Origin of the sequence: Crateriforma conspicua, from assembly GCF_007752935.1 — a bacterium.
Classification (GTDB): domain Bacteria; phylum Planctomycetota; class Planctomycetia; order Pirellulales; family Pirellulaceae; genus Crateriforma; species Crateriforma conspicua.
This window is the reverse complement of record NZ_CP036319.1, coordinates 3,097,045-3,117,746: the sequence shown is the minus strand read 5'-3', so window position 1 is coordinate 3,117,746 and position 20,702 is coordinate 3,097,045. Positions and strand designations below refer to the sequence as shown.

General features: G+C 60.5%; 16 protein-coding genes. 9 read left to right on the top strand and 7 right to left on the bottom strand.

Annotation, left to right across the window (positions count from 1 at the left end; translation table 11 throughout):
* Positions 1-316: 316 nt before the first annotated feature.
* The 4 genes from Mal65_RS11785 to Mal65_RS11770 all read left to right on the top strand — a co-directional run bounded on the left by Mal65_RS11785 (position 317) and on the right by Mal65_RS11770 (position 4,889).
* Positions 317-1,648: a DUF1015 domain-containing protein gene (locus Mal65_RS11785; RefSeq protein ID WP_145297602.1), complete on the top strand. Its 1,332-nt coding sequence runs from the start codon at positions 317-319 to the stop codon at positions 1,646-1,648.
* Between the two features lie 316 nt (positions 1,649-1,964).
* Positions 1,965-2,711, top strand: a complete 747-nt coding sequence (locus tag Mal65_RS11780; RefSeq protein ID WP_145297599.1) for a ParA family protein — start codon at positions 1,965-1,967, stop codon at positions 2,709-2,711.
* Positions 2,704-3,684, top strand: a complete 981-nt coding sequence (locus Mal65_RS11775; protein WP_145297596.1) for a ParB/RepB/Spo0J family partition protein — start codon at positions 2,704-2,706, stop codon at positions 3,682-3,684. The genes Mal65_RS11780 and Mal65_RS11775 overlap by 8 nt, the downstream gene beginning before the upstream one ends.
* 302 nt (positions 3,685-3,986) lie before the next feature.
* A complete protein-coding gene (locus Mal65_RS11770; protein WP_145297594.1) occupies positions 3,987-4,889 on the top strand; it encodes a DMT family transporter in 903 nt (300 codons plus the stop codon).
* A gap of 371 nt (positions 4,890-5,260) precedes the next feature.
* Here the strand turns inward: Mal65_RS11770 and secD are convergent, their stop codons facing one another.
* Together secD and yajC are read right to left on the bottom strand one after the other, a co-directional pair.
* The gene (gene secD, locus Mal65_RS11765) at positions 5,261-8,464 is read right to left on the bottom strand and encodes a protein translocase subunit SecD (RefSeq protein ID WP_145297591.1); all 3,204 of its coding nucleotides are present in this window, start codon (positions 8,462-8,464) and stop codon (positions 5,261-5,263) included.
* 118 nt (positions 8,465-8,582) lie between these two features.
* The gene (yajC, locus tag Mal65_RS11760) at positions 8,583-9,044 is read right to left on the bottom strand and encodes a preprotein translocase subunit YajC (protein WP_196784777.1); all 462 of its coding nucleotides are present in this window, start codon (positions 9,042-9,044) and stop codon (positions 8,583-8,585) included.
* Between the two features lie 387 nt (positions 9,045-9,431).
* On the opposite strand from yajC, the gene Mal65_RS11755 reads away from it, so the two are divergent.
* The gene (locus Mal65_RS11755; RefSeq protein WP_165701214.1) at positions 9,432-10,565 is read left to right on the top strand and encodes a DegT/DnrJ/EryC1/StrS family aminotransferase; all 1,134 of its coding nucleotides are present in this window, start codon (positions 9,432-9,434) and stop codon (positions 10,563-10,565) included.
* Positions 10,566-10,624: 59 nt separating this feature from the next.
* Here the strand turns inward: Mal65_RS11755 and Mal65_RS11750 are convergent, their stop codons facing one another.
* Positions 10,625-11,104, bottom strand: coding sequence for a hypothetical protein (locus Mal65_RS11750; RefSeq protein ID WP_174820161.1), 480 nt, complete (start codon positions 11,102-11,104; stop codon positions 10,625-10,627).
* Positions 11,105-11,641: 537 nt separating this feature from the next.
* Between Mal65_RS11750 and Mal65_RS11745 the strand changes: the two genes are divergently transcribed.
* A complete protein-coding gene (locus Mal65_RS11745; protein ID WP_231131349.1) occupies positions 11,642-12,280 on the top strand; it encodes an LpoB-related protein in 639 nt (212 codons plus the stop codon).
* A 14-nt stretch (positions 12,281-12,294) separates the two neighbouring features.
* Positions 12,295-13,713: a COG3014 family protein gene (locus Mal65_RS11740; protein ID WP_196784776.1), complete on the top strand. Its 1,419-nt coding sequence runs from the start codon at positions 12,295-12,297 to the stop codon at positions 13,711-13,713.
* 109 nt (positions 13,714-13,822) lie between these two features.
* Here the strand turns inward: Mal65_RS11740 and Mal65_RS11735 are convergent, their stop codons facing one another.
* The 3 genes from Mal65_RS11735 to queF form a co-directional block, all read right to left on the bottom strand.
* Complete coding sequence (locus tag Mal65_RS11735; RefSeq protein WP_145297582.1) at positions 13,823-14,050, bottom strand: SlyX family protein; 228 nt, start codon at positions 14,048-14,050, stop codon at positions 13,823-13,825.
* Positions 14,051-14,181: 131 nt separating this feature from the next.
* On the bottom strand, positions 14,182-15,177 hold the full coding sequence (locus Mal65_RS11730) for a TIM barrel protein (protein ID WP_145297579.1): 996 nt from the start codon (positions 15,175-15,177) through the stop codon (positions 14,182-14,184).
* 67 nt (positions 15,178-15,244) lie between these two features.
* On the bottom strand, positions 15,245-15,613 hold the full coding sequence (gene queF, locus Mal65_RS11725; RefSeq protein ID WP_231131348.1) for a preQ(1) synthase: 369 nt from the start codon (positions 15,611-15,613) through the stop codon (positions 15,245-15,247).
* Positions 15,614-15,692: 79 nt separating this feature from the next.
* Here queF and Mal65_RS11720 point away from each other — a divergent pair, with 79 nt between their 5' ends.
* Positions 15,693-16,394, top strand: coding sequence for a 7-carboxy-7-deazaguanine synthase QueE (locus Mal65_RS11720; protein WP_145297573.1), 702 nt, complete (start codon positions 15,693-15,695; stop codon positions 16,392-16,394).
* Between the two features lie 250 nt (positions 16,395-16,644).
* Positions 16,645-17,688: a DUF1559 domain-containing protein gene (locus Mal65_RS11715; RefSeq protein WP_196784858.1), complete on the top strand. Its 1,044-nt coding sequence runs from the start codon at positions 16,645-16,647 to the stop codon at positions 17,686-17,688.
* Positions 17,689-18,071: 383 nt separating this feature from the next.
* Here Mal65_RS11715 and fusA read toward each other — a convergent pair whose 3' ends face one another.
* Positions 18,072-20,162, bottom strand: a complete 2,091-nt coding sequence (gene fusA, locus Mal65_RS11710) for an elongation factor G (RefSeq protein ID WP_145297568.1) — start codon at positions 20,160-20,162, stop codon at positions 18,072-18,074.
* Positions 20,163-20,702 lie beyond the last annotated feature (540 nt).

Genomic DNA, 20,702 nt, shown 5'->3' with positions numbered 1-20,702 from the left:
GATGAAAAGAGAGTTGGAGGGCAACGGCTGGGGGACAGATCCTTCGTCACCGGGATCTGCGGGTGCTCGCGATGCATTCGCCCCAATCGCCAGTGCATCCGTCGCGCCGGTCCGATCGGGTGCCGGGTGCCCAGCCGAAGCGATCTAATTTACCATCCCGGCGCACAGGGTGGCCGTAGCCTTCAAAACGCTCCCACCGGTGCACAACCGCAGCCGGCCACAACTCGCCGACGCCCGGATCACGGGCTTCCCGGTGGGTTCACGCACCGGCCCAATCCACCGACAGCCCGTTTCAGCCCCGAACTGATCCAACAAGATGCCTCAGATCACTCCTTTTCAAGCCGTCCGTTATAACTTGGACCACGTCGGGTCGATCAGCGACGTCATCGCCCCGCCCTACGACGTCATCGATCCCGAGCTGCAGGACCAGCTTTACAAGCGGCACCCGGCCAACGTCATCCGAATCATCCTGAACCGTCCGGAACCGGGCGACAGCGGTGATGAAAAGTACCAGCGTGCCGCCGACTTCGTTCAACAGTGGTTGTCCGAGGGCGTGCTGAAGCAAGACGACCAGCCGGCGTACTATGTCTATCACCAACAATTCGAACACGACGGGCAAACCATCAACCGCCGCGGGTTCATGGGACGTGTTCGGATCCAACGATTCGGCGAAGGCAACATCTATCCGCACGAAGAAACGCACCCCAAGGCGAAAGTCGACCGACTGAAGCTGACCAAGGCCACCGGGCAGAACAACAGCCAGATCTTTGGCCTGTACCCCGATCCGTCCAACGAGATCATCGAAACGTTGGACGCCGCATGCCAGGGCGTCACGCCGTTGGAAGCCGTCGATCACTTGGGCGTCAAGCACATCCTGTGGCCGGTCACCGACGAAGCGGCTTGCGAAAAAGTCAGCCAGTTGATGGCCGATCGCCCGATGTTCGTCGCCGACGGTCACCACCGTTACGAAACGGCCTGCAACTACAAGGATCACGTGATCGAAACCGAAGGGGCCATCGACGATGCCCATCCGGCCAATTTCGTGATGACGATGCTGGTCGGAATGAGCGATCCGGGCATGATCGTGCTGCCGACGCACCGATTGCTGCGGGGCACGCCCAAATTCACCAGCGACCAGGTCGTTGAAAAGCTGGGCGACGCGTTTGATTGCGAAAAACTGTCGGGCGGACTCGATGCGGCCGCCGAAGCATGGAGCCGCATGGAATCGGCCGACGATCAGGGGTTGGTGGCCGTCTATGCCGCCGAAGACGACGTCTGGGTGCTGGCCAAAGCCACCGATGCCGCTGCAGGTTTGATGAAAGAGATCGCCGGGCAACAAAGCGACGATTGGCGGGGTCTGGGCGTCAGCATCCTGCACCGACTGGTGATCGACCGACTGCTGGGCTGCGAAGGCCATCCCAAACCGACCTATGTTCACGAGGTTAGCGAAGTGATCGACGGATTCCGTGGCCAGGGCAGCCAAGCGGAATCAGACGGCGACGAGCCCTACACCCTGGCGGCCTTGGTCATGCCGGCCAAACTGTCGGACGTCGAAGCAATCTCGCTGCACAAGGAACGGATGCCCGCCAAGAGCACGTACTTCTACCCCAAGCTGCTTAGCGGTTTGACGTTCAATCGCCTGAAGTGATCGCCTGACCGATCAGCCGAAAGCCGGCTCCGGGCGGATTGTCCCCACGACGTTTGCCCCGCCATCATTGCGTTCTCTGCCCCGCCCCGACACGGATTCGCCGTCCGATCGGGCCGGGGCTTTTACGTTTCCGGAACATGGTCGCTGAACGTTCCACGCGAAACAGGCAGACCAGGCAACCTGGGTGGAACAAGTTTCCTATGAAACCAATCTTGCCCTCTTCACGCCTTTCTTCGTACCTTCCCACCGTCGTCGGAACGCTTTCGCAGCCGAAAATGCGAGCCTCACCGACGCTAGGAACAAGGATGATCGGGTCGTGGGTAGGATCCTGTGCGTAGTAAATCAGAAAGGCGGCGTGGGTAAGACCACCACAGCCGTCAACCTCTCAGCGGCTTTGGCCATGTCCGGCCAAACGGTGCTGTTGTTGGATATGGATCCACAGTGCAACGCGACCAGTGCCATCGGCTTGGCCCCCTGTGACGGGCACGCCTTGGTTCGCGAAGAATCGATCATCGACGGCATCCAGACCTCATCCATCGATAACCTCAGCGTCATCCCGGGCAGCCGGACGTTCCAAGACGTCGACCGGCTGGCCAATTCCGACGCCAACGAAACCCAACTGGTCCGCCGACACTTGGACACCCTGGCCGAAACTCACCAGTTCGTCCTGTTGGACTGTCCGCCCAGCGTCGGTGCACTGACCCAGTCGGCATTGAACGCCAGCACCGAGGTTTTGATCCCGATCCAATGCGAATACTTCGCCATGGAAGGGCTGACCCAGCTGATCCAAGTCATCAAAAAGGTCATCGTGTCGACCGACGGCAGACTGACCTTTGGCGGAATCCTACTGACCATGTACGATCCGCATCTTGAACTGACCCACGAAGTCGACGCCGAAGTCCGAGAATTCTTCGGCGACATTGTGTTTGATTCGGTCGTGCCGCGGGACGTCGCCTTGTGCGAAGCCCCCAGCCACGGCCAGACCGTTTTTCAATACGCCCCGCGTTCGCGCGGCGCGTTCGCGTATACCCAGCTGTGCATGGAGGTGCTTCAGCATGACTAGTGCAACGACCGCCAAGGATCGTCGTTTGGGCAAGGGATTGGCCGCCTTGCTCGGTACCCCCGTGGATGCCGACGGCAACCCGATTCCCGAGTCCTTCGATGACAACGGCGAAAACCGATCGTCGATCCCGTCGCTGGAATTGAATGTCGACGAAATCGAGGCGAACCCGTTCCAGCCGCGACGTGAATTCAATCCGGAAGAGATCGCGTCGCTGGCCGAAAGCCTGAAGAACCACCAGCAACTGCAACCGGTGCTGGTCCGGATCGTCGATGGACGGTACCAGCTGATCAGCGGCGAACGTCGCCTTCGCGCGACGATCCATGCCGGCCTGAAGACCATCCGCGCCGAAGTCCGCGAAGCCGATGATCGCTTGGTGGCCGAACTGGCCATCATCGAAAACCTGCAACGCAAGGACTTGAACCCGGTCGAAAAGGCGCTGTCGTTCAAGCGGTACATCGAAGAGCACAAGTGCAAGCAAGACGACTTGGCTCGCCGCCTGTCGATCGACCGCAGCACGATCGCCAACCTGATGCGTTTGTTGGAGTTGCCCCAAGCGATCCTTGACCAACTGACCGCCAAACAGATCACCGCTGGTCACGCTCGTGCCCTGCTGCCGATCGGCGACGAGGAAATCCAGATCCGTACGGCCAACAAGATCATCGAAGAAAAATGGTCCGTCCGCGCCACCGAGAACAGTGTCGCCCAGATGCTGCAGGCCGAGGAAGACGAAGAGACCGGCAAGAAGGTCGTCAACGCCACCCGTCAAAAACGACGCACCGTTTCGCCGCAAGTCGAAGCGATGCAGAACGAATTACGAATGGTCTTCGGCACCAAAGTCGAAATCAAATCGTCGGCTCGCAACCGTGGCAAGATCACGATCCACTTCAGCGACAGCGATGAATTCGAGCGTCTGCGGAACATGCTGGCCGCCTCCGCCGCCGACAATCGCCCGCAATTGAAATTGGCCGGCTGATCGCCATCGGCCATCGCCTGCATCAAACACGACGCCACGGGATCTGCCCCGTGGCTTTTTTTTTTGCGTTGATCGGCAAGATGCCTGGTTTTCCCAGACTGCCAGGCCGGCCACATCATGGATTTGACGGGCGACTGTTTCCCACGTCGGTTTCACACGGCGATGCGACCTTGGCGTCCAGTCTGGCAGGCAGCCGGGTAAGCAGTCTGGCAACGCGCCGCGTCCCCTATCGCAGACGACCGGGGACCCTACGATTCAGCATCCCGCCCTGCTCCGTCTCTTTCGCCAAAAGTCCCGCCTGGATGTCCAGCATCGCCACCGTTTTTGTCTTGTCCGCCGCTCTGCTGTACACCGTCGCTGTGTTGTGCCTGAAGCGGGCAACCGACTGGCGACCGGGACCTTGGAGAGTCACGTTTCTTTGCAATTGGGCGACGACGATCTTGTTTGCCCCGCTTTGGTTGTGGGGCGACACGCCAGTGGATTGGTCGCTTTGGTGGCAGCCCATCCTAATCGCGACGCTGTTTGTCGGTGGCCAAGCTTTGGTTGTCGTGGCTTTGAACTTGGGCGACGTCAGCATCGCGACGCCATTGATGGGGCTGAAGATCTTGATCGTGACCGCCATCACGTTGACGGTATCCTGGCTTGGATACGGCGACGGAAAGATCCCCAGCGACGCCTGGAAACTGATCACTGCGGCGGTCTTGTCAACCGTCGCGGTGGCGATGCTGGGTGCCAGCGGTGCCGGCGGCCATCATCGACGGTTGTTGCTGACGGCAGCCGCATCGATCGGAGCCGCGGTCTGCTACGCGATCTTTGATTGCTTGCTTCAGTATTGGGGACCGGTCTGGAGCACGACTCGGCTGATGCCGCTGGTGATGGGCTGGGCGGGCGTCCTGTCCATCGGACTGGTCCCGTTCTTTTCCGCGCCCCTGCGTCGGCTGGAACCGGCTGCCCTGCCCTGGATCGCCGGCGGCGCATTCTTGATGGCTCTTCAAGCAGTGTTCTTGACGTGCACGATCAGCACTTGGGGACACGCGGCCGAAGCCAATGTGCTTTACAGCTCGCGCGGATTGTGGGCCGTGGTCCTGATCTGGATGGTCGGGCATTGGTTCAGCAAGTCGGAACAAGCCGCCGGCGGGAAAGTGATGACCCAGCGTCTGATCGCCGCCGGTCTGCTCAGCATCGCCATTGTGCTGGTGGTTTGACCCGAGCCCATCGTCACCTTTCGCTCCCGCGAAAATCGCGTCGGAGAACGATCGAGAACGCCGGGAGCCTGGGCCCAGCGCGCTAGCGTCAGGTATCGCCGGCGAAACGACCGGCCCCGCGGCTAGCGCCCAGCGGCTTGCATATTGTCACATGGCGTTCCGCGAAAGTCGCGTCCGAGCGGCTCAATGTTCTCTCAAGCGGCGTCCATCAATCGCGTCGCAAATGCGCTCGATGGAAACATCCTTGGTCTGGCCTACGCGGCACACGCACGTCGCCGAGCTTCCTTCCGCTTCCCACCGGCGCATAAAAGAAGCCGAGGACTGAAAACAGTCCCCGACTTATCCGTTCTTTCAAAACGTTGAACGTTTGATCAGGCAGCCGCTTTGGCTTCGCCACGGTTGACCAACCACAGCAGAATCGGGCTGGCGACGAAGATGCTGCTGTACGTCCCGACCAGCACTCCGATCACCAAACAGAACGCGAAGGCGTGAATGCCGGCACCGCCGAAGGCGTACAACAACACGACCACAATCAACGTCGTGATCGACGTCAGCAACGTTCGGCTGAGCGTTTGATTGATGCTGCTGTTGATCATTTCACCGGTCAACCGAGGACTCTTGCCCTTCGTTTCACGGATCCGGTCAAACACGACGATCGTGTCGTTCAACGAGTAACCGATGATCGTCAGCAACGCGGCGACGACGGTCAGGCTGATCTTGAAAGGATCGATCAACAAGAATCCCAACGCGTCGGCCAACCAGTAGCTGACGGCAATCGCACCCAGCGTGATCAGCACGTCGTGGATCAACGCACACACCGCGGCGACGCCGTAGATCACACGTTGGAATCGGAACCAAATGTAGGCGATGATCGACAACAGACTGGCGAACAACGCCCCCAAAGCACGGCTGATCATGTCGCCGGCGACACGCGATCCGACGCTGCTGCTGCTGATCCAAATCGGTTCACTACTCAGATCGCTTTCCAGTTGCGACATCACGGCATCGGCTTTGGCCTGGCCCATCGGCAATTGGACCTTCCATTGATCGAACGTCAGTGCCGAATCCGGTGCCCATTCCGATGCGTTGTCGCCCATCGGAGTCAGCTTGATCTCGCGATCACTGACTTCGATGCCTGCCGCCGAGGCGGATTGAACGATCTTGTCGATCAAAGTCTTTCCGTTGATCGCGGCCCCGGCGTCTTCATCGCCGACGCCCAACTGGACCACTGCCGTGCTGAACACGATGCCAGGCAGCTCCACTTCCATCGTTTCATCCGATTCGCCTTCTGCCGAATCGCTGTCGGCGGCTTCATCGCCGTTCGCGTCGTCCTCTTGGGCATACGCGGCAGCCAAAGTCGTTCCCGTTTGCGGGTCGAACAGCCCACGGCTGGGGTCCAGGCTGCGACGACGTGGCAACCAACTGGCGTCACCGGCCGGCGTGATACTGACTTGATACGTGACCAAATCGGCGACGTCGGAGTTTTCAAATCCTTGTTCGATCAACGCTTTCAAATCGTCGACCTGGTCGATCGGCGCGTCGACTTTGAAGACGGTCCCGTCCGGGATGCCTTCGATGCTGACACCGTTGACGGTCCCTTGCAGATCATCACCGCTGTCGCTGACCAACACACCGTCGACGATCGCACGGACCTGGTCCGTATCGACCGGGCGATCGACGCGGAACTGGACCGACGATCCACCGGCAAAGTCGATGTCAAAGATGCTGCTGCCACGCATCACCAAGCTGGCGATTCCCAGGGTGACAAGCAACCCGGAAACCACCATGGCCATCTTGCCCTTGCCCATGAAATCGAACTGACCACCGCCGGCCAGGGACGACCGGATGCTGTTGACAAAATCCAGCATGCCAAGCGAAAGGAAACCCTTCTTTTCGGCGATGTCAAAGATCGTTCGCGAAACATAGATCGCGGTGAACATTGAAAACAGGATCCCCAAGATCAACGTCACGGCAAAGCCGCGGATCTGGTCGGTGCCGATCGCGTACAACACGATGGCCGTGATCAAGGTGGTCAGGTTGGCGTCGATGATCGTGGTCGTCGCACGCCCGAAACCGTTGCGAATCGCCATCCGAGGCTTCGCACCCTTTTTCAGTTCTTCGCGGATGCGTTCGAAAATCAGCACGTTCGCGTCGACCGACATCCCGACGGTCAAAACCAGACCGGCCAAGCCAGGCAACGTCAGCGGTTGGTTGATCAACACCATCGTCGCCAGAATCATCGCCAGGTTCAGCAACAAGGCGATACAAGCGACAACCCCGGAAAACATGTAGTAGACCAGAATGAAGATTAGCACCAACGCCAAGGAAACGACGATGGCCCAAACGCCTTTTTCGATCGTGTCTTTACCAAGCGTTGCATCGATCTGGTTTTCTGCGATCGGCTGGGGCGTCAAAGCCGCCGGCAATTGACCGGCTTCCAAAACCGCGACCAAGCGATCGACTTCTTCGCGAGTGAAGTTGCCCGTGATCCGACCTTGTTTTGAAATGGGCTCGTTGATCGTCGGAGCCGACAACAGGACGTCATCCAGCACGATCCCCAACTGGCGTTGACGCGTTCCCACGGGCGCGTTGTTGGTCGTCAGTGCACGGAAGCGGCCCGAACCTTGGTCCGTCAAGTTGAACGCGACGGCGGGACCGCCACGTTCGTCAACCGTTCCCGATGCGAACGACAGGTCTTCGCCTTTTACGTCCAACAGCGGGTCGACGACCATCAAGATCTCCAGACCGCTCATCCCTTGATCGGCGACCCAGCGTGCCAGAGTTCCGGGTTCGTCGCTGAACAAGGCTTGTGCCGGCGGGTTGACCAAATTGCCGGTGTCCGGGTTGCGCAGCGTGGCGTTACCGACGCCCAGCCGGAACGGACGGACTCCGTCGACTTCGTTGGCTTCGCGGCCCACGGCGACCCAGCGTCCGTACAACAGTCCGTCGGTCGAACCGACGATCTCACGCAACGGGTAATCCGATTCCGCGTTGGTGCGTGCCAAATCGATGATGGCTTGGTGGTCGGCTTGGTTGGCGACAATCGCGAACCGCAAAATCCCGGCTTCTTCGATCAGCTGTTTGATCCGGTCGACTTCACGCTGGTCGACTTCGGGCACGATGATTTCGATTTGGTTTTCGCCGTACGGGCGAATCACGATTTCTTGCGTGCCGCTGGGGTTGATCCGCTGGGTCAGCGGTTCGACCAAGCTTTCGGATTGAATCCGCTGGCCCCCGTCGGCTTGTTTCTGTTCGTTTTTGGACGGGTCGATTTCGTAAACCAGGATCGTTCCACCACGAAGGTCGACACCCAGGCCGGGCAGCTTGTTCAGCAAGACCACGGCACTGGCGGTGACCGCCAACAGGATGAAGCCCAGGCGGGTGGCCATCTGTGGCATCCGCATCGCCTTGGCCAAGAATGATCCCACCACGAAAGGCAAGATCAGGACGGCGGCGGCGATCGCGATGGCGATCCACGGGCCGGCGGCACTGGGCTGATCCGCCGCGACATCGCTGGCGTTGACCGAAGCGGACTGGGCCAGAATCATCAGCCCATCGGTGAAGTTGCAGTCCATCGTTAGTTTCTTGAATCCGGTCGAATGGTTGGGGGCCGTGTTGTGACGCCATCATGGCGTCGCCGGCAGTGAGAGAGGTGGTGTGGGAGATAAAAAAATCGGGGACGCGATTCGTTTCCTAAGCCTTTTCCGTGGTCGCGGCCGATTTGCCGTCGGTCTTTGGCTTGTTGGCCGATTCGGTGATGCTGGCGATCGCCGATCGATTGACCTTGATCCTGGTGCCGCCGCCTTCGTCGATCTTCAACGTCACCACGCCGTCATCACCGCCGACGGACACCACCGTCGCGTGAATGCCGCCGATCGTGATCACCCGATCGTTCTTGGACAACGACGCCATCATCTTGGCCTCGTCCGCCTTCTTGCGCCGTTCGGGGGCAATGAAGGTCAAATAGAAAATGACGAACAACGAGATCGGCAACAGCAACGGATTGGCCAACAAACGCTGGACAAAACCGGGGTCTTCGCCGCCTGCGGCGCCATCAACCGCGGCTCCGTCGGCGGCCGCCCCGGCGGCGTCACCACCGATTTGGGCGAGCATTCCGGCGACCGCATCGAAGCCGTCAATAGCCGATGCCATCATCAACGCCGGTTCGGCGGTGATTGTGTCAATAAAAACGTGAACGTGGAAACTGAACAAAAGCGGGCCGCCTTTGCCGTCAGAGGCAATTGGGGGCGTCCGTCATGCGGATGCCGTCTAGCCCCGCACTGGGGCGCGTGAAACGAATGCGGCATGATATGGAAGCCCAAAAAAGGTCACAAGCCCAGCCACCTGAACGACTTTGCGTGGTTTCGTTTCACGCCCCGACGATCGACACCCCGGAACCGGCAAAGCGGATCACCGATCGACGCACTTTTGCTCCGACACCCGATCCCGCCCGGGAAGCGCTGGCATCCAACACGACCAGCGCTTACGCTCGCTCCTCCAAAACTGACTCCAACCCTCCAACGCTATCCCCAACCCGCTCTCTTGCCCAAGCCGCCCGAGCCCTCCTTTCCGACAGGCGATGACCTGTGGCCGATCGCTGCCGAGGAAATTGCCCAAGCGATCCGCCATCGATCCGAACTCGCGGACTGGGCGGCCTACGATTCACCCATCAAGGATGACTTGATCCGATCGCTCTGCGAGACGTTCGGGGTCAATCATGCTCGACCGGTCAGCAGCGGGTCGTTGGCCGTCGAACTGGCGCTTCGAGCCTCCGGTGTCGGCCCGGGCGATGGCGTCGTCGTCGCAGCGTTCGACTATCCGGGCAATTTCCGAGCCGTCGAACTGTTGGGGGCTCGCCCCGTGCTAGCCGACATCGATCCGGACCGGGCCAGCATGTCGGCCACAAGCCTGGACGAGATCGCCGGATCGGATGTGGCGAAGTCGGTCAAAGCCGTCGTGGTGTCGCATCTATTTGGCCAGCCCGCCGACATCGCCAGAATCTCCCAACGGTGTCGCGAACGCGGATGGACTTTGATCGAAGACGCGTGCCAAGCCCCCGGGATGCGGATCGGCGGAAAACCGGCGGGCTGCTTCGGTGACGTCGCGACACTCAGCTTCGGCGGCTCCAAACCGCTGACTTCTGGTGGCGGTGGCGCCGTGTTGACCGATGACGATGCGATCGCGGCGCGACTGCGGTCCCTGGCCGATCGCCCCAGCGACGCCTTCGGGATCTCCACGTTCCAAGCCGCGGTGTTGCTCCCGCAATTGAAGAAACTGGCCGATGCGACCATCGCCCGCGAAGCCCGGGTGGCGCAGCTATTGCAGTCGCTCAGCGGTCGCTTGGATCGGTGGCAACGGGTCGCTGCGCCGGCCGAGTCGTCCAACGATGACGTGGGATGCCATTACAAGATCGCTTGGCTGGTCGCCGACGAATCGACGCGAGATCACGTGATCCGGCTGGGCCAGTCGAACGGCGTGCCGCTGGGCCAAGCGTTTCGATCGATGCACCGATCCAGCCCACGACGTTGTGATCGTCCGGTGCCACTGAACCACAGCCGCCAGTTTGGGGATCGCTGCGTCTTGCTGGATCACCGCGCGATCGCCTCCGCAGATTTCAATGCGGATCGGTTGGCTGACCGCATCGCTGGAATTGAGAAAGAAGCGGAACAGCGATAGGGAACCGCCGCGCCTTTCGCGAACCGAAAGGCGATGATCGCCGCGTGCGTGGGGCAGAATCAGTCGTCGATCGAGTCTTCGAAATCGTCGAAGCTATCGGCGTCGTCCAGATTGTCGTCGTCATCGTCGGAAGCCGTGTTCAGCCCGAATTCCGCGCTGATTTCGTCGTCGATCTCGATCTCGTAATCGTCGTCCAGCTCTTCTTCGAAGTCGTCGTCGAAATCGTCATCGAAGTCGTCTTCGTCGATGTCATCGAATTCATCGATGTCGTCGTCTTCGTCCAGCCCGTCGCCGAACCCGCCGTCACCGGGATTGCCATCGCCGTCCTGGCCGCCATCGTCGTCGAAGTCATCGTCCCCGTCGTCGTCATCATCATCGTCGTCGTCATCATCGTCATCGACCATCGCGGTCGGCGACGCCGTCACGTCCGAAAAGCTTTCGCGGGGGTCGGCCACCGAATCACCGACGCCGGCGGCGACAGCGACGGCGGTGGACTGGGCGATAGCGGTAACGGTGGACGTCGCGTCGATCAGTGACATGCTGGACAGTTGGGGGGTGGAGAAATCGAGGGCAAAAAGCGCTGAAATCAGAATATGGGGATTCTACGTCAACTTCGCCGGTTCGGCCGGTCAGCGAAAAGATGTCGGCATCGCGGCAAATGCCGACCCGTCATCGCCCGACATCCGATCAGATGATCGTGATTGGGGCTTGCGGTGCGGCCGGATCGAATCGCCGCGGAAGTGTTCAAAGGAGCCGGCGACCGGGTCGGGGCAGTGTTCTCGAACGTGACCTGGCCTCCGGCGGCGACATTTTGATAGCTCCGACGCTGGCGACAAGCCGACTGCGAGCCGATTGAGCCATTTTCCTGGCAAACCAGTAGAGAAAACTTGAGTCCGATGTCAGATCAACCCCATTGCAGTGCGACCCAACGTGCCGCGGCACGCTCGAGTCAAGAAACACGCGCCGGATCTGCGACCTGCTCTCGCCGAACCTTCGCCCGCCGTCTGAGCGGCCTCGCTCTGGTTGCTACCACCGGCGTTGCGGCCACCGGATGCGCGTCACACCAATACGGACACATGCTGGCCGCCGACGACAAAGACATGGTCGGCAGCCACGCCGCGGGTGCCGCCACGTGGAACCCGCTGGTCGATGAATCGGTCGCCAAATTGCTGTCGCGATGCCCGCCAAGCGTCCAGCCCGCGGGTTTCGTTCCCGGCGAAATGATGGCTCCGGCGATCGACGGTTCGGTCACCCCGGCACTGTCGACCGGTCCGGCCACCGTCTGCTTCATCGGCCTGGAGAACCGTAGCGCCGAAGAACTGGTGGACTTCAAAGAACAGTTGTACGAGCGGATCGATTCGCAGATCAACGGTGCCCAAACGTTCCGCAGCATCAGCCGGCGAATGGTCGACGCCGCCCTTCGAGAAACCCGCATGCGTCCCGATTCGCTGTACCTGCCGGAAAACCGATCGATCTTTGCCGCCGCCCTGGGCCGCCAAGGCACGCCGGTCGACTACTTGCTGTACGGCACAATCACCACGGGGACGACCGATCGCAACAAGAGCACCCAGCGTGATTACCTGTTGACCCTGGAAATGGTCAACCTTCACAGCGGCGACTACTTGAAGGAGTCGGCGAAGATCCGCAAGGGTTACCACAAGACTCGTGCCGGCAAGTGGTGGAATTTCGGTCTGTTTGACCAAGCCGACGGCTGAGTCGCCCTTTGCCGATGTCGTCCGATCTGTCATCCGCCACCGCGTTTCGAAACGCCCGCCCTGCCCCGGTGTGGACGACCGTCATACTGGCACTGGCGGTCTGCAACGTCGGGTGCGCGGTGCACCGCCCCGACATGGCGACGGCGCGATCCGCCTTTGCCGCCGGCGACCTCGGCGTGGCCGATGCGACGCTGCGTGAAATTGCCGACGGCCGATCCAAGGAAAGCGACGCTGCGTCGTTGGACTTGGCGATCGTCGAACTGGCGTCGGGCGATTCGCTGTCCGCCGAACAACGCTTACGAAAACTGCGTGACCAGTTCGACAGTCGACCGCTGCTGACACCGCTGGCCGATACCGCATCGATGGTCACCGATGACCGAACACGGATCTATCGCAGCAGCGGATACGAGCAAGTGATGATCCGCAGCATGCTGGCCCTGTGTTCGCTGTCACGCGATGCGGCCGATGCGGAAGCGTACACGCTGCAGGCCCAGATGAAGCAACAAGAACTGGCCAAGCACGCCGAAGAACGCGGGTTGATGGAAACGGTGGCCGAAGCGGGCACCCAAGCGTACCAGCCGATTGCGATGACGTCGTACTTGCGTGGCGTGCTTCGCGAAGCCACCCACCGCGACTATGACGATGCGACCAAGGCATACCAGTTGGTCAGTCAGATTCGCCCGGACTTTCGACCGGCCCACGAAGACATCGCCCGTGCCAGCGGCGGCACCCACAGCCGTCCGGGACACGGCGTGATTTATGTCTTGGCCTGTGTCGGTCGCGGCCCGGTGTTGGTCGAACAAGAAGCGGAAACGACGACAATGGCGATGAACATCGCGTCGGCTCTGCTAAGCAACGTCAACAACGACGAAGAGTCTGACGAAGACGACGATGATCGCCAAGTGATCCTGGGCAACATCGCCAGCGTCAAAATCCCCGTCGTGGCGATCCCCGATTCGCCCACCGCCGCACTGGCGACCACGATCGACGGTCAAGTCTACGGAGCGACCCAAACGCTGACCGATGTCGCCGACTTGGCGATCCGCCAAAACGAAATCGAACGGCCTTGGACGATCGCCCGCGCGGTGATGCGACGAGTCACCAAGGAATCGATGGTCGCCACAGCCGGCCGACAACTGGGACTGTCCGGCACGCCGGGCAAGCTGTTCCATTTGGCCGCGGCATCCGCGTGGAGCGCCAGCGAATCCGCGGACACCCGGTGCTGGGGACTGTTGCCTCGCGAAGTCCAGGTCTTACGTGCCGAGTTGCCCACGGGTTCACACGCGGTCACATTGACGCCGCTGGGTTTCGACGGCGGCGAAATCGGAACTCCGGTGCAAACGACGGTTTCGATCGAAGACGGCCGGAACCACTACTTGATCGCCATCGCGCCCGGTCGACACGTCTTCTTGGCCGGCGAACCAACGCCCTAACCGCCAGCCCAAACGTCGCCTTTCGCTCCCGCGAAAATAGCGTCCGCTTGCGCAACTTTTGCGGGAGCGAAAGGCGACCATTCGGATCGAAACTGCCGCCAGCGATCGCTCAATAATGAGGCGGGCGTTCGTCTTCCAGCGTCATCGGTGGCTCGTCCTGGCCACCGCCCGCCTTCAACGACTTGATCTCGTCACGCAGACGACGAATCGTGCGTTCCTGCTGCATCAGCCGCTGGCCGTGTTCCACCACCACGTCGTTCAATTGATCCAACAAGCGGATTTGATGCGCCAGCTGAATCTCCAGCTGAGTCAACCGATGTTCGGGGTCCCGGTTCATGGCATTCAGTCAACTCTGATAACTCAGTCAACCAAAAAACAAAACGGCAAACGTTCAACGCAACGCCGCACGGCGGATTCCCCGGCGGTCGGTGCAAAGCGTGGTTTCGAATCGTGTCGCTTCGGATCGCGCTATTTCAAATCGTCAAACGTCCGCAGTTGGTACGGCAAGTCCACGTAGTCCAACACTCGGCACAACGCACGCACGGCGACGCCCATCCCATCCGGACCGCTGAACCCGCCGAACTGGCCGCCGCCCTTCAGGTGCGGTTCCAAGTCCATGAACACGCCGTCGACGCCGCGAGCCGTCATCCGCTGGTTCAACGTCGGCATGAAATCACGCAGGTCGCGCAAGATCGCTTCGTGGGCACTGTCGCCGCGGTCCGCGGGAACGAAATGGCTGGCCGATTCCTCGTCGACGTGTTCGACGCGACCGGTCAACGCGGGATCGCTGTAATCCTTGATGTGCAGCCAACCCAGGCTGGGCTTCATCGCCAAATACTGGCGGTACACTTGGTCCGGCGTGAAGCCTTGCATGACGATGTTCGCGCCGTCAAAGATCGTGACCATCGCGGGATGATTCACTTGGCTGGCGATCTTTGCCAACAAGTCGCCACTTTGTCCGACCAAGTTCGCTTCGACTTCCAAACCGAACGTCAATCCACGCGCGTCACAGGCCTCGGCGATCGCCGTCAGTTGATCGCAAACCTGGTCCAAGTGGTCTTCCGGTGCGGTTCCCTTGGGATGATAGAACGAGAAACCACGCAGCAACTTGCATCCGAACGCTTCGGCCCGGTCACAAGCCGTTTGAACGTCGTTGGCCAGATATTGGTCGAACGGAATGAACTTGTTCTGCGTTCCGTCCTCTTGGTCCAACAACTTCACCTTGCCGATTGGCGAACCAATGCTGCTGACCTTCAGCCCGTAATCGGCCTGAAGATTGACCAGGTGATTGATCTCTTTTTCCGACAACGCCATCACGTTCTTGATACCGTCGCCGGCATCGACGAATCGGATGCTGTGATACTTCAATCCGATCGCGGCGAACGCGGTGTACTGCTGGATCGCCAGTTTTTCATTGGCGGATTCATCGGCAAAGCCGGACAACAAGATTGGCGGGCAGGTCATGGTGGACGTGGCGGTCTTTTGGGGTGGGAATCTGAAAACGGATGGCCGGCGGTCGCCCGGCGTGCCGTTACGGCTCGGGATATTCGACCGTGATGTTACTGCGCAGACCACCGCGGGGCGTCCATTCGCTGTCAACGCGAGCCCGCCGCGGCTTTACGACGGCCAAAAAGTCGTCCATGATCCGGTTGGTCACCGCTTCATAGAAGATGCCTTCGTTGCGAAAGGCCTGCAGATACATCTTCAAGCTCTTCAGCTCCACGCACACCTGATCCGGGATGTAGGTGAAGATGATCTTGCCGTAATCGGGCTGGCCCGTCTTCGGACACACCGAGGTGAATTCCGGGCAAATGTGTTCGATGGTAAAGTTGCGTTCCGGGTTGGGGTTGTCGAAAACCTCCAACAAGTCACGAAACGAATTTTCGTTTGAATCAGTCACGTTGGGTCCTCCAGAAATCTTTCGCGAAGTTTGCCAGCCGGTCGCCGAATCGGGTAGGGGTGTCGGTCCGCGCGTCCCGATGTTGCCGGTCGCAGAAACCTTCCTCAGTCGGCAAGGCGAAGGCGGTCTGACGGGGACGAACAGCTTTTTCATCCGGCTCAGTGGCTGCAACTTGCGGTGCTGGTTCTGCGACACGCCCTACGCATCCTGGCAACCGACCGGCCAGCGACACACCGTCGGTGAACTGGTCCGCCAAGCGATTCAAGCGTCGCGATCCGGCGATTGTCGGCACGTCGTGCTGACCGGCGGCGAACCGCTGATCTTTCCGGCCGTCGAAACGCTGTGCCGGCGACTCCGCAGCGAAGGCCTGCACGTGACGATCGAAACCGCCGGAACGGCCTGGCGCGATCTTACCTGCGATCTGCTGTCGCTCAGCCCCAAGCTTTCCAGCAGCGGACCGGCCCCGGAACAGCACCCACGCTGGGCCCGGCTTCACGAACAACGCCGGATGCCAGTCGCGACGATGCGGCGATTGATCGACGCCGCGGTGGACCACCAAGTCAAATTCGTCGTCGACCGAATCGACGAGACGGATGAAACCTTGGATATCGTTTCAGCACTGGGGGTGGCCCCGGCACAGGTCTGGATCATGCCGCAGGGGGTCACGGCCGAATCGCTGGACCAGGCGGCGAAGTGGCTGCGTCCCTGGTGCGACCGACACGGGTTTCGGTACTGCGATCGGATGCACATCCGCTGGTACGGCAACCGCCCGGGGACCTAGTGCCGCGAAACAGCAGCCCCCAAAAACGCGGGCTTAGGTGCACGGAAACGCCCTACTTCGACCAGCTCAAAGTTCACCCCTCTTTTTGACCAGCCGGCGTCTTGTTGTTGACAATCATTCTCGATAAGCTGCGGCTCTTCAATGCCCAGCCAGCCACGGCGGATGCGAGATCACCGATCCGACATCGCGCCTAGCCAGCCACGCAACACTGCTTCCTGATTTCTTCCAGGGTTCATCGCTCATGTGTGGTATGTGTGCCTGCGCTGCTGACGCGCGCCGTCGGTTTTTTCGTCCCGTTCACCGCAACGCCGGCTTCACGCTGGTCGAACTTCTGGTGGTGATCGCCATCATCGGCGTTCTGGTGGGCTTGCTTCTTCCGGCCGTCCAGGGGGCACGCGAAGCGGCCCGGCGAATGAGCTGCAGCAACAACATGAAGCAGATCCTGCTGGCGACCCATAACTATGAATCGGCATACAAGCGGCTGCCGCCCGGCTGGACCGAACCGGGCAACGGCAAAGGCTGGTCGATGCAGGCCCGTATCTTGCCGTTCTTGGAAGCCACCAACTTGGCGGACAACGTCAACTTCGGCTTCGGATACACCGAAAGCTTCGTCGATGTCGATGGCGTGTCGACACCGATCGCCGCGGTACGCGTTGCGACCTATCAATGCCCCAGCGATCCCGGCGACCAGCCACGCATGGGTGACGACGGGCCGGAATACTACAAGCTGAACTATGCCGCCAACGCCGGTGTCTGGTTCGTCGTCGACCCGCGAACCGGCGAAGTCGGCGAAGGCATGTTTCATCCCGGCCGGTACTTCAAATTCCGCGACTGCATCGACGGGCTTAGCAACACGCTGGCGATGGCGGAGGTGAAGGGATGGACGCCTTACCTGCGTGACGTGGGAACGGTCGGCGAGATGGACGCCCCCGAGTTCGCCGAAGACGTCTGCGATCTGGGCGGCAGTTTCAAACAAAACACCGGACACACCGAGTGGGTCGACGGCCGATGTCACCAAGCGGCGTTCACGTCCTTGTTCCCACCCAACCACCGTGTGGCCTGCCTGCAATCCGGCGTCGAATATGACATCGATTTCACCAACATGCGTGAAGGCCGTGATCCCAGCAATCCGGCACGCACCTATGCCGCCGTGACGGCACGAAGCTATCACGTCGGGGGCGTTCACGCCGGGGCCATGGACGGTTCGATCCAGTACGTGTCCGAATCGATCGATCGCGAAATTTGGCAACAGCTGTCGACCCGTAACGGTCGTGAAATCGCCCAGTGGCCGTGAAATCACGCAGTGGCCGTGATCTGGCATCGGCCACCGTCTTGAAATCGATCGTCGCCTATCGCTCCTGCGATGGCAGCGTTGCTTGACGCATCTTTCGGCGGAGTGAAAGGCGACTTTGTGAGCCGCACGGCGCTAGCCGCGGGTTAGCCCGTTTCGCCAACGCAGCCCGGCGCCTACACATTCAGCCCAGCGCTACTTTCGGCGGAGCGAAAGGCGACGATGTGAGCCGCAAGGCGCTAGCCGCGGGTTCCGCAGTTTCGGCAACGCAGCCCAGGGCGATGGCTGCATTGCAGGTCCCAACATACGCAACACTACCAACTCTGCACTCGGCCTTGATTCGGCCAAAATTTGGAACAACCCGCGACGCTGAGCCAGCGGACCAACTAGTACGAAAACGTTTCGGCGTCTTCTTTCGGAGCCGGTTGGTAACCCAGTGGTTCCATGCTGCTACCCGCCCTGCCCTGGCTCAGACTGCGAACGGCACTGCTGTAGCCGAACATTTCTTTCAGAGGCGCATGGGCGGTGATCACCGTCATCGCACCCCGCTGTTCGGTGCCGGCGACGATCGCGCGTCGTTGCTGTAGGTCGCCGACCAATTCGCCCATGTAATCTTCGGGCGTCGTGACTTCGACTTTCATCACCGGTTCCAGCAACACCGGACCGGCCTGTTCCAATCCTTTGTCGAACGCGTCGCCCGCCGCGATCCGGAACGCCACTTCGTCACTGCCCTCTTCGGCCATCTCCGCGTCGGTGACTTCGATCTTCACACCCGACAACGGGAAACCGGCGATAAAGCCACCGCCTTCGGCCCGCTGACGGAATTCTTCAATCGCCGCAGTCCGCACGTCATTGGGCAGACAATCCGGCGGCAATCGATCAAACACGATCACGGGCTTGGAAGCATCGTCCAGCGGCGAAAACGTCGCGTTGATGCGAGCGAACATCTGCTTGTCACCGATCTGGCGGTTGCACTGGCCGACGACACTGGCGGTCCCGCCGATCGTTTCGCGATAGTTCACCCGCGGCTTATAGAACTTGACGTTCAAACCAAAGTCGCGCGTCAAACGGTGCTGGATGACTTCCAGGTGCAATTCGCCCATCCCGCTGATCAGAGTCTGGCCGATGTCCTCGTTTTCCACCGCCTGGAACGTCGGGTCTTGTCGACGCAGCATGTCCAGCGTCTCGTCCAACTTCTTTCGGTCCGCCGTGCTTTCCGGTTCGATCGCCATCGACAACACGGTGTCAGCAAACTTGATGCTGGGCAGTTCGATGTTTTCCTTGACATCACAAACGGTGTCACCGGTGATCGCGAACCGCGGCCCGATCACACAGCAAATGTCGCCGGTGGTCACGGTATCGGTTTGGCCGTCGCGATCCTTTTTACTCGCGTGGATTTGCCAAAGCTGAGCCACATTTTCTTTCTTGTCGCGGTTCGGACAGTAAACGCGGCTGTTCTGTTTCAATTCGCCGCTGTAAACACGAATCCAATAGTTGTCGCCGGTCTTGGCGGGCAAGATTTTGAACACCAAACCGCAAAACGGTTCTTTCGGGTCCGGCTGTCGCGAAAGTGTCTTGTCTCGCTTTTTGGGATCGACACCTTGCACCGGAGGCCGATCCAGTGGGCTGGGCAAATAGTCGCCGACACCGCTCATCAACGGTTGGACGCCGATGCCGTGCAGCGCACTGCCACAGAAAACCGGCTGGATGGTGCGCTCCAGCGTTCCCTTGCGGATCGCGGCGATCACCATTTCTTCGGGCACCGGTTTGTCTTCCATGACCAATGCCATCGCCTCTTCGTCGATTTCACAGACGGCTTCCAACAATTGCTCGCGCCACAGCGCCGCGTCATCGGCAAACTCATCGGGGATCTCCGTCTCCGTGACGTTCTTGCCTTCGGTCTCCGGATCGAATTGTCGCATTTTGTTGCGGACCAGATCGATCGTTCCGCGGAACGGGTCGGCGACGTGCGGCGGCCCCTGGCCGACCGGCAACTCCACCGGAACCGGGCGTCCGCCCAGTCGCGGACCGATGTCGTCGATGACGGATTGAAAATCCGCTCCCTCGCGATCCATCTTGTTGATGAACACGATGCGGGGGACTTCGTACCTGTCGGCCTGGCGCCACACCGTTTCGCTCTGTGCCTCGACGCCTTCGCGGGCACTGAACACGACCACCGCACCGTCCAGGACACGCAAACACCGCTCCACTTCGGCCGTAAAATCAACGTGCCCCGGCGTGTCCAACAAGTTGATGTTGAAGCCTTTCCATTGGTACTTCACACAGGCGCTGAAGATCGTGATCCCGCGTTCTTGTTCTTCCGGATCGTCGTCGGTGTCGGTGGTCCCATGGTCGACTCGCCCGACACGGTGCTTCTCACCGCTCAGGTACAGCATGCGTTCGGTAACCGTCGTCTTGCCGGCATCGATGTGCGCGATGATACCGATGTTACGGATCTGGTTGATGTCTTGTGCCATCTGCGGCAGGGGCTCATGCGGCTTTAACGGGACAGCGGGCGCCGAGAGGCATCCGCCATGGGGAAGCAGAGAGAACTCAGCCGAGCAAAATACGGAGATCACGTCCGCGTGTCGACCGAATCGACAAGGTTATCGGCCCGGCCGGATTCTGGAAAGCGAAGGGGGACGCTGCTTTCGCGGGAGCGAAAGGCGACTTTGTGAGCCGCGAGGCGCTAGCCGCGGGTTTTACAGCGTCACGATTGACTCGTTGCCAACCGGACCGGCGGCTAGCGCCTTGCCGCTGATTCGTGAGCCGCAAGGCGCTAGCCGCGGGTTCCGCTTTTTCAGCAACGCAGCCCGACGCCTACACAATCGGCCCAGCATCACCTTCACCCTCCCGCCCCGCGGGAGGGTCGGAATCGAGGAACGAGATTCCGGGGAGGGCTCATCCGCCGCCGCACCCTCCCGCACGCTACTTTCGCGGGAGCGAAAGGCGACTTTGTGAGCCGCAAGGCGCTAGCCGCGGGTTTCGCTGTTTCGGCAACGCAGCCCGACGCCCAC

What these genes read in the sequence shown, in the direction of transcription:
- Mal65_RS11785 (WP_145297602.1), top strand. Translation starts at nt 317, where the DNA reads ATGCCTCAGATCACTCCTTTTCAAGCCGTCCGTTATAACTTGGACCAC.
- Mal65_RS11775 (WP_145297596.1), top strand. Translation starts at nt 2,704, where the DNA reads ATGACTAGTGCAACGACCGCCAAGGATCGTCGTTTGGGCAAGGGATTG.
- Mal65_RS11770 (WP_145297594.1), top strand. Translation starts at nt 3,987, where the DNA reads ATGTCCAGCATCGCCACCGTTTTTGTCTTGTCCGCCGCTCTGCTGTAC.
- secD (WP_145297591.1), bottom strand. Translation starts at nt 8,464, where the DNA reads ATGGACTGCAACTTCACCGATGGGCTGATGATTCTGGCCCAGTCCGCT.
- yajC (WP_196784777.1), bottom strand. Translation starts at nt 9,044, where the DNA reads ATGATGGCATCGGCTATTGACGGCTTCGATGCGGTCGCCGGAATGCTC.
- Mal65_RS11750 (WP_174820161.1), bottom strand. Translation starts at nt 11,104, where the DNA reads ATGTCACTGATCGACGCGACGTCCACCGTTACCGCTATCGCCCAGTCC.
- Mal65_RS11745 (WP_231131349.1), top strand. Translation starts at nt 11,642, where the DNA reads ATGCTGGCCGCCGACGACAAAGACATGGTCGGCAGCCACGCCGCGGGT.
- Mal65_RS11740 (WP_196784776.1), top strand. Translation starts at nt 12,295, where the DNA reads ATGTCGTCCGATCTGTCATCCGCCACCGCGTTTCGAAACGCCCGCCCT.
- Mal65_RS11735 (WP_145297582.1), bottom strand. Translation starts at nt 14,050, where the DNA reads ATGAACCGGGACCCCGAACATCGGTTGACTCAGCTGGAGATTCAGCTG.
- Mal65_RS11730 (WP_145297579.1), bottom strand. Translation starts at nt 15,177, where the DNA reads ATGACCTGCCCGCCAATCTTGTTGTCCGGCTTTGCCGATGAATCCGCC.
- Mal65_RS11720 (WP_145297573.1), top strand. Translation starts at nt 15,693, where the DNA reads ATGTTGCCGGTCGCAGAAACCTTCCTCAGTCGGCAAGGCGAAGGCGGT.
- Mal65_RS11715 (WP_196784858.1), top strand. Translation starts at nt 16,645, where the DNA reads ATGTGTGCCTGCGCTGCTGACGCGCGCCGTCGGTTTTTTCGTCCCGTT.
- fusA (WP_145297568.1), bottom strand. Translation starts at nt 20,162, where the DNA reads ATGGCACAAGACATCAACCAGATCCGTAACATCGGTATCATCGCGCAC.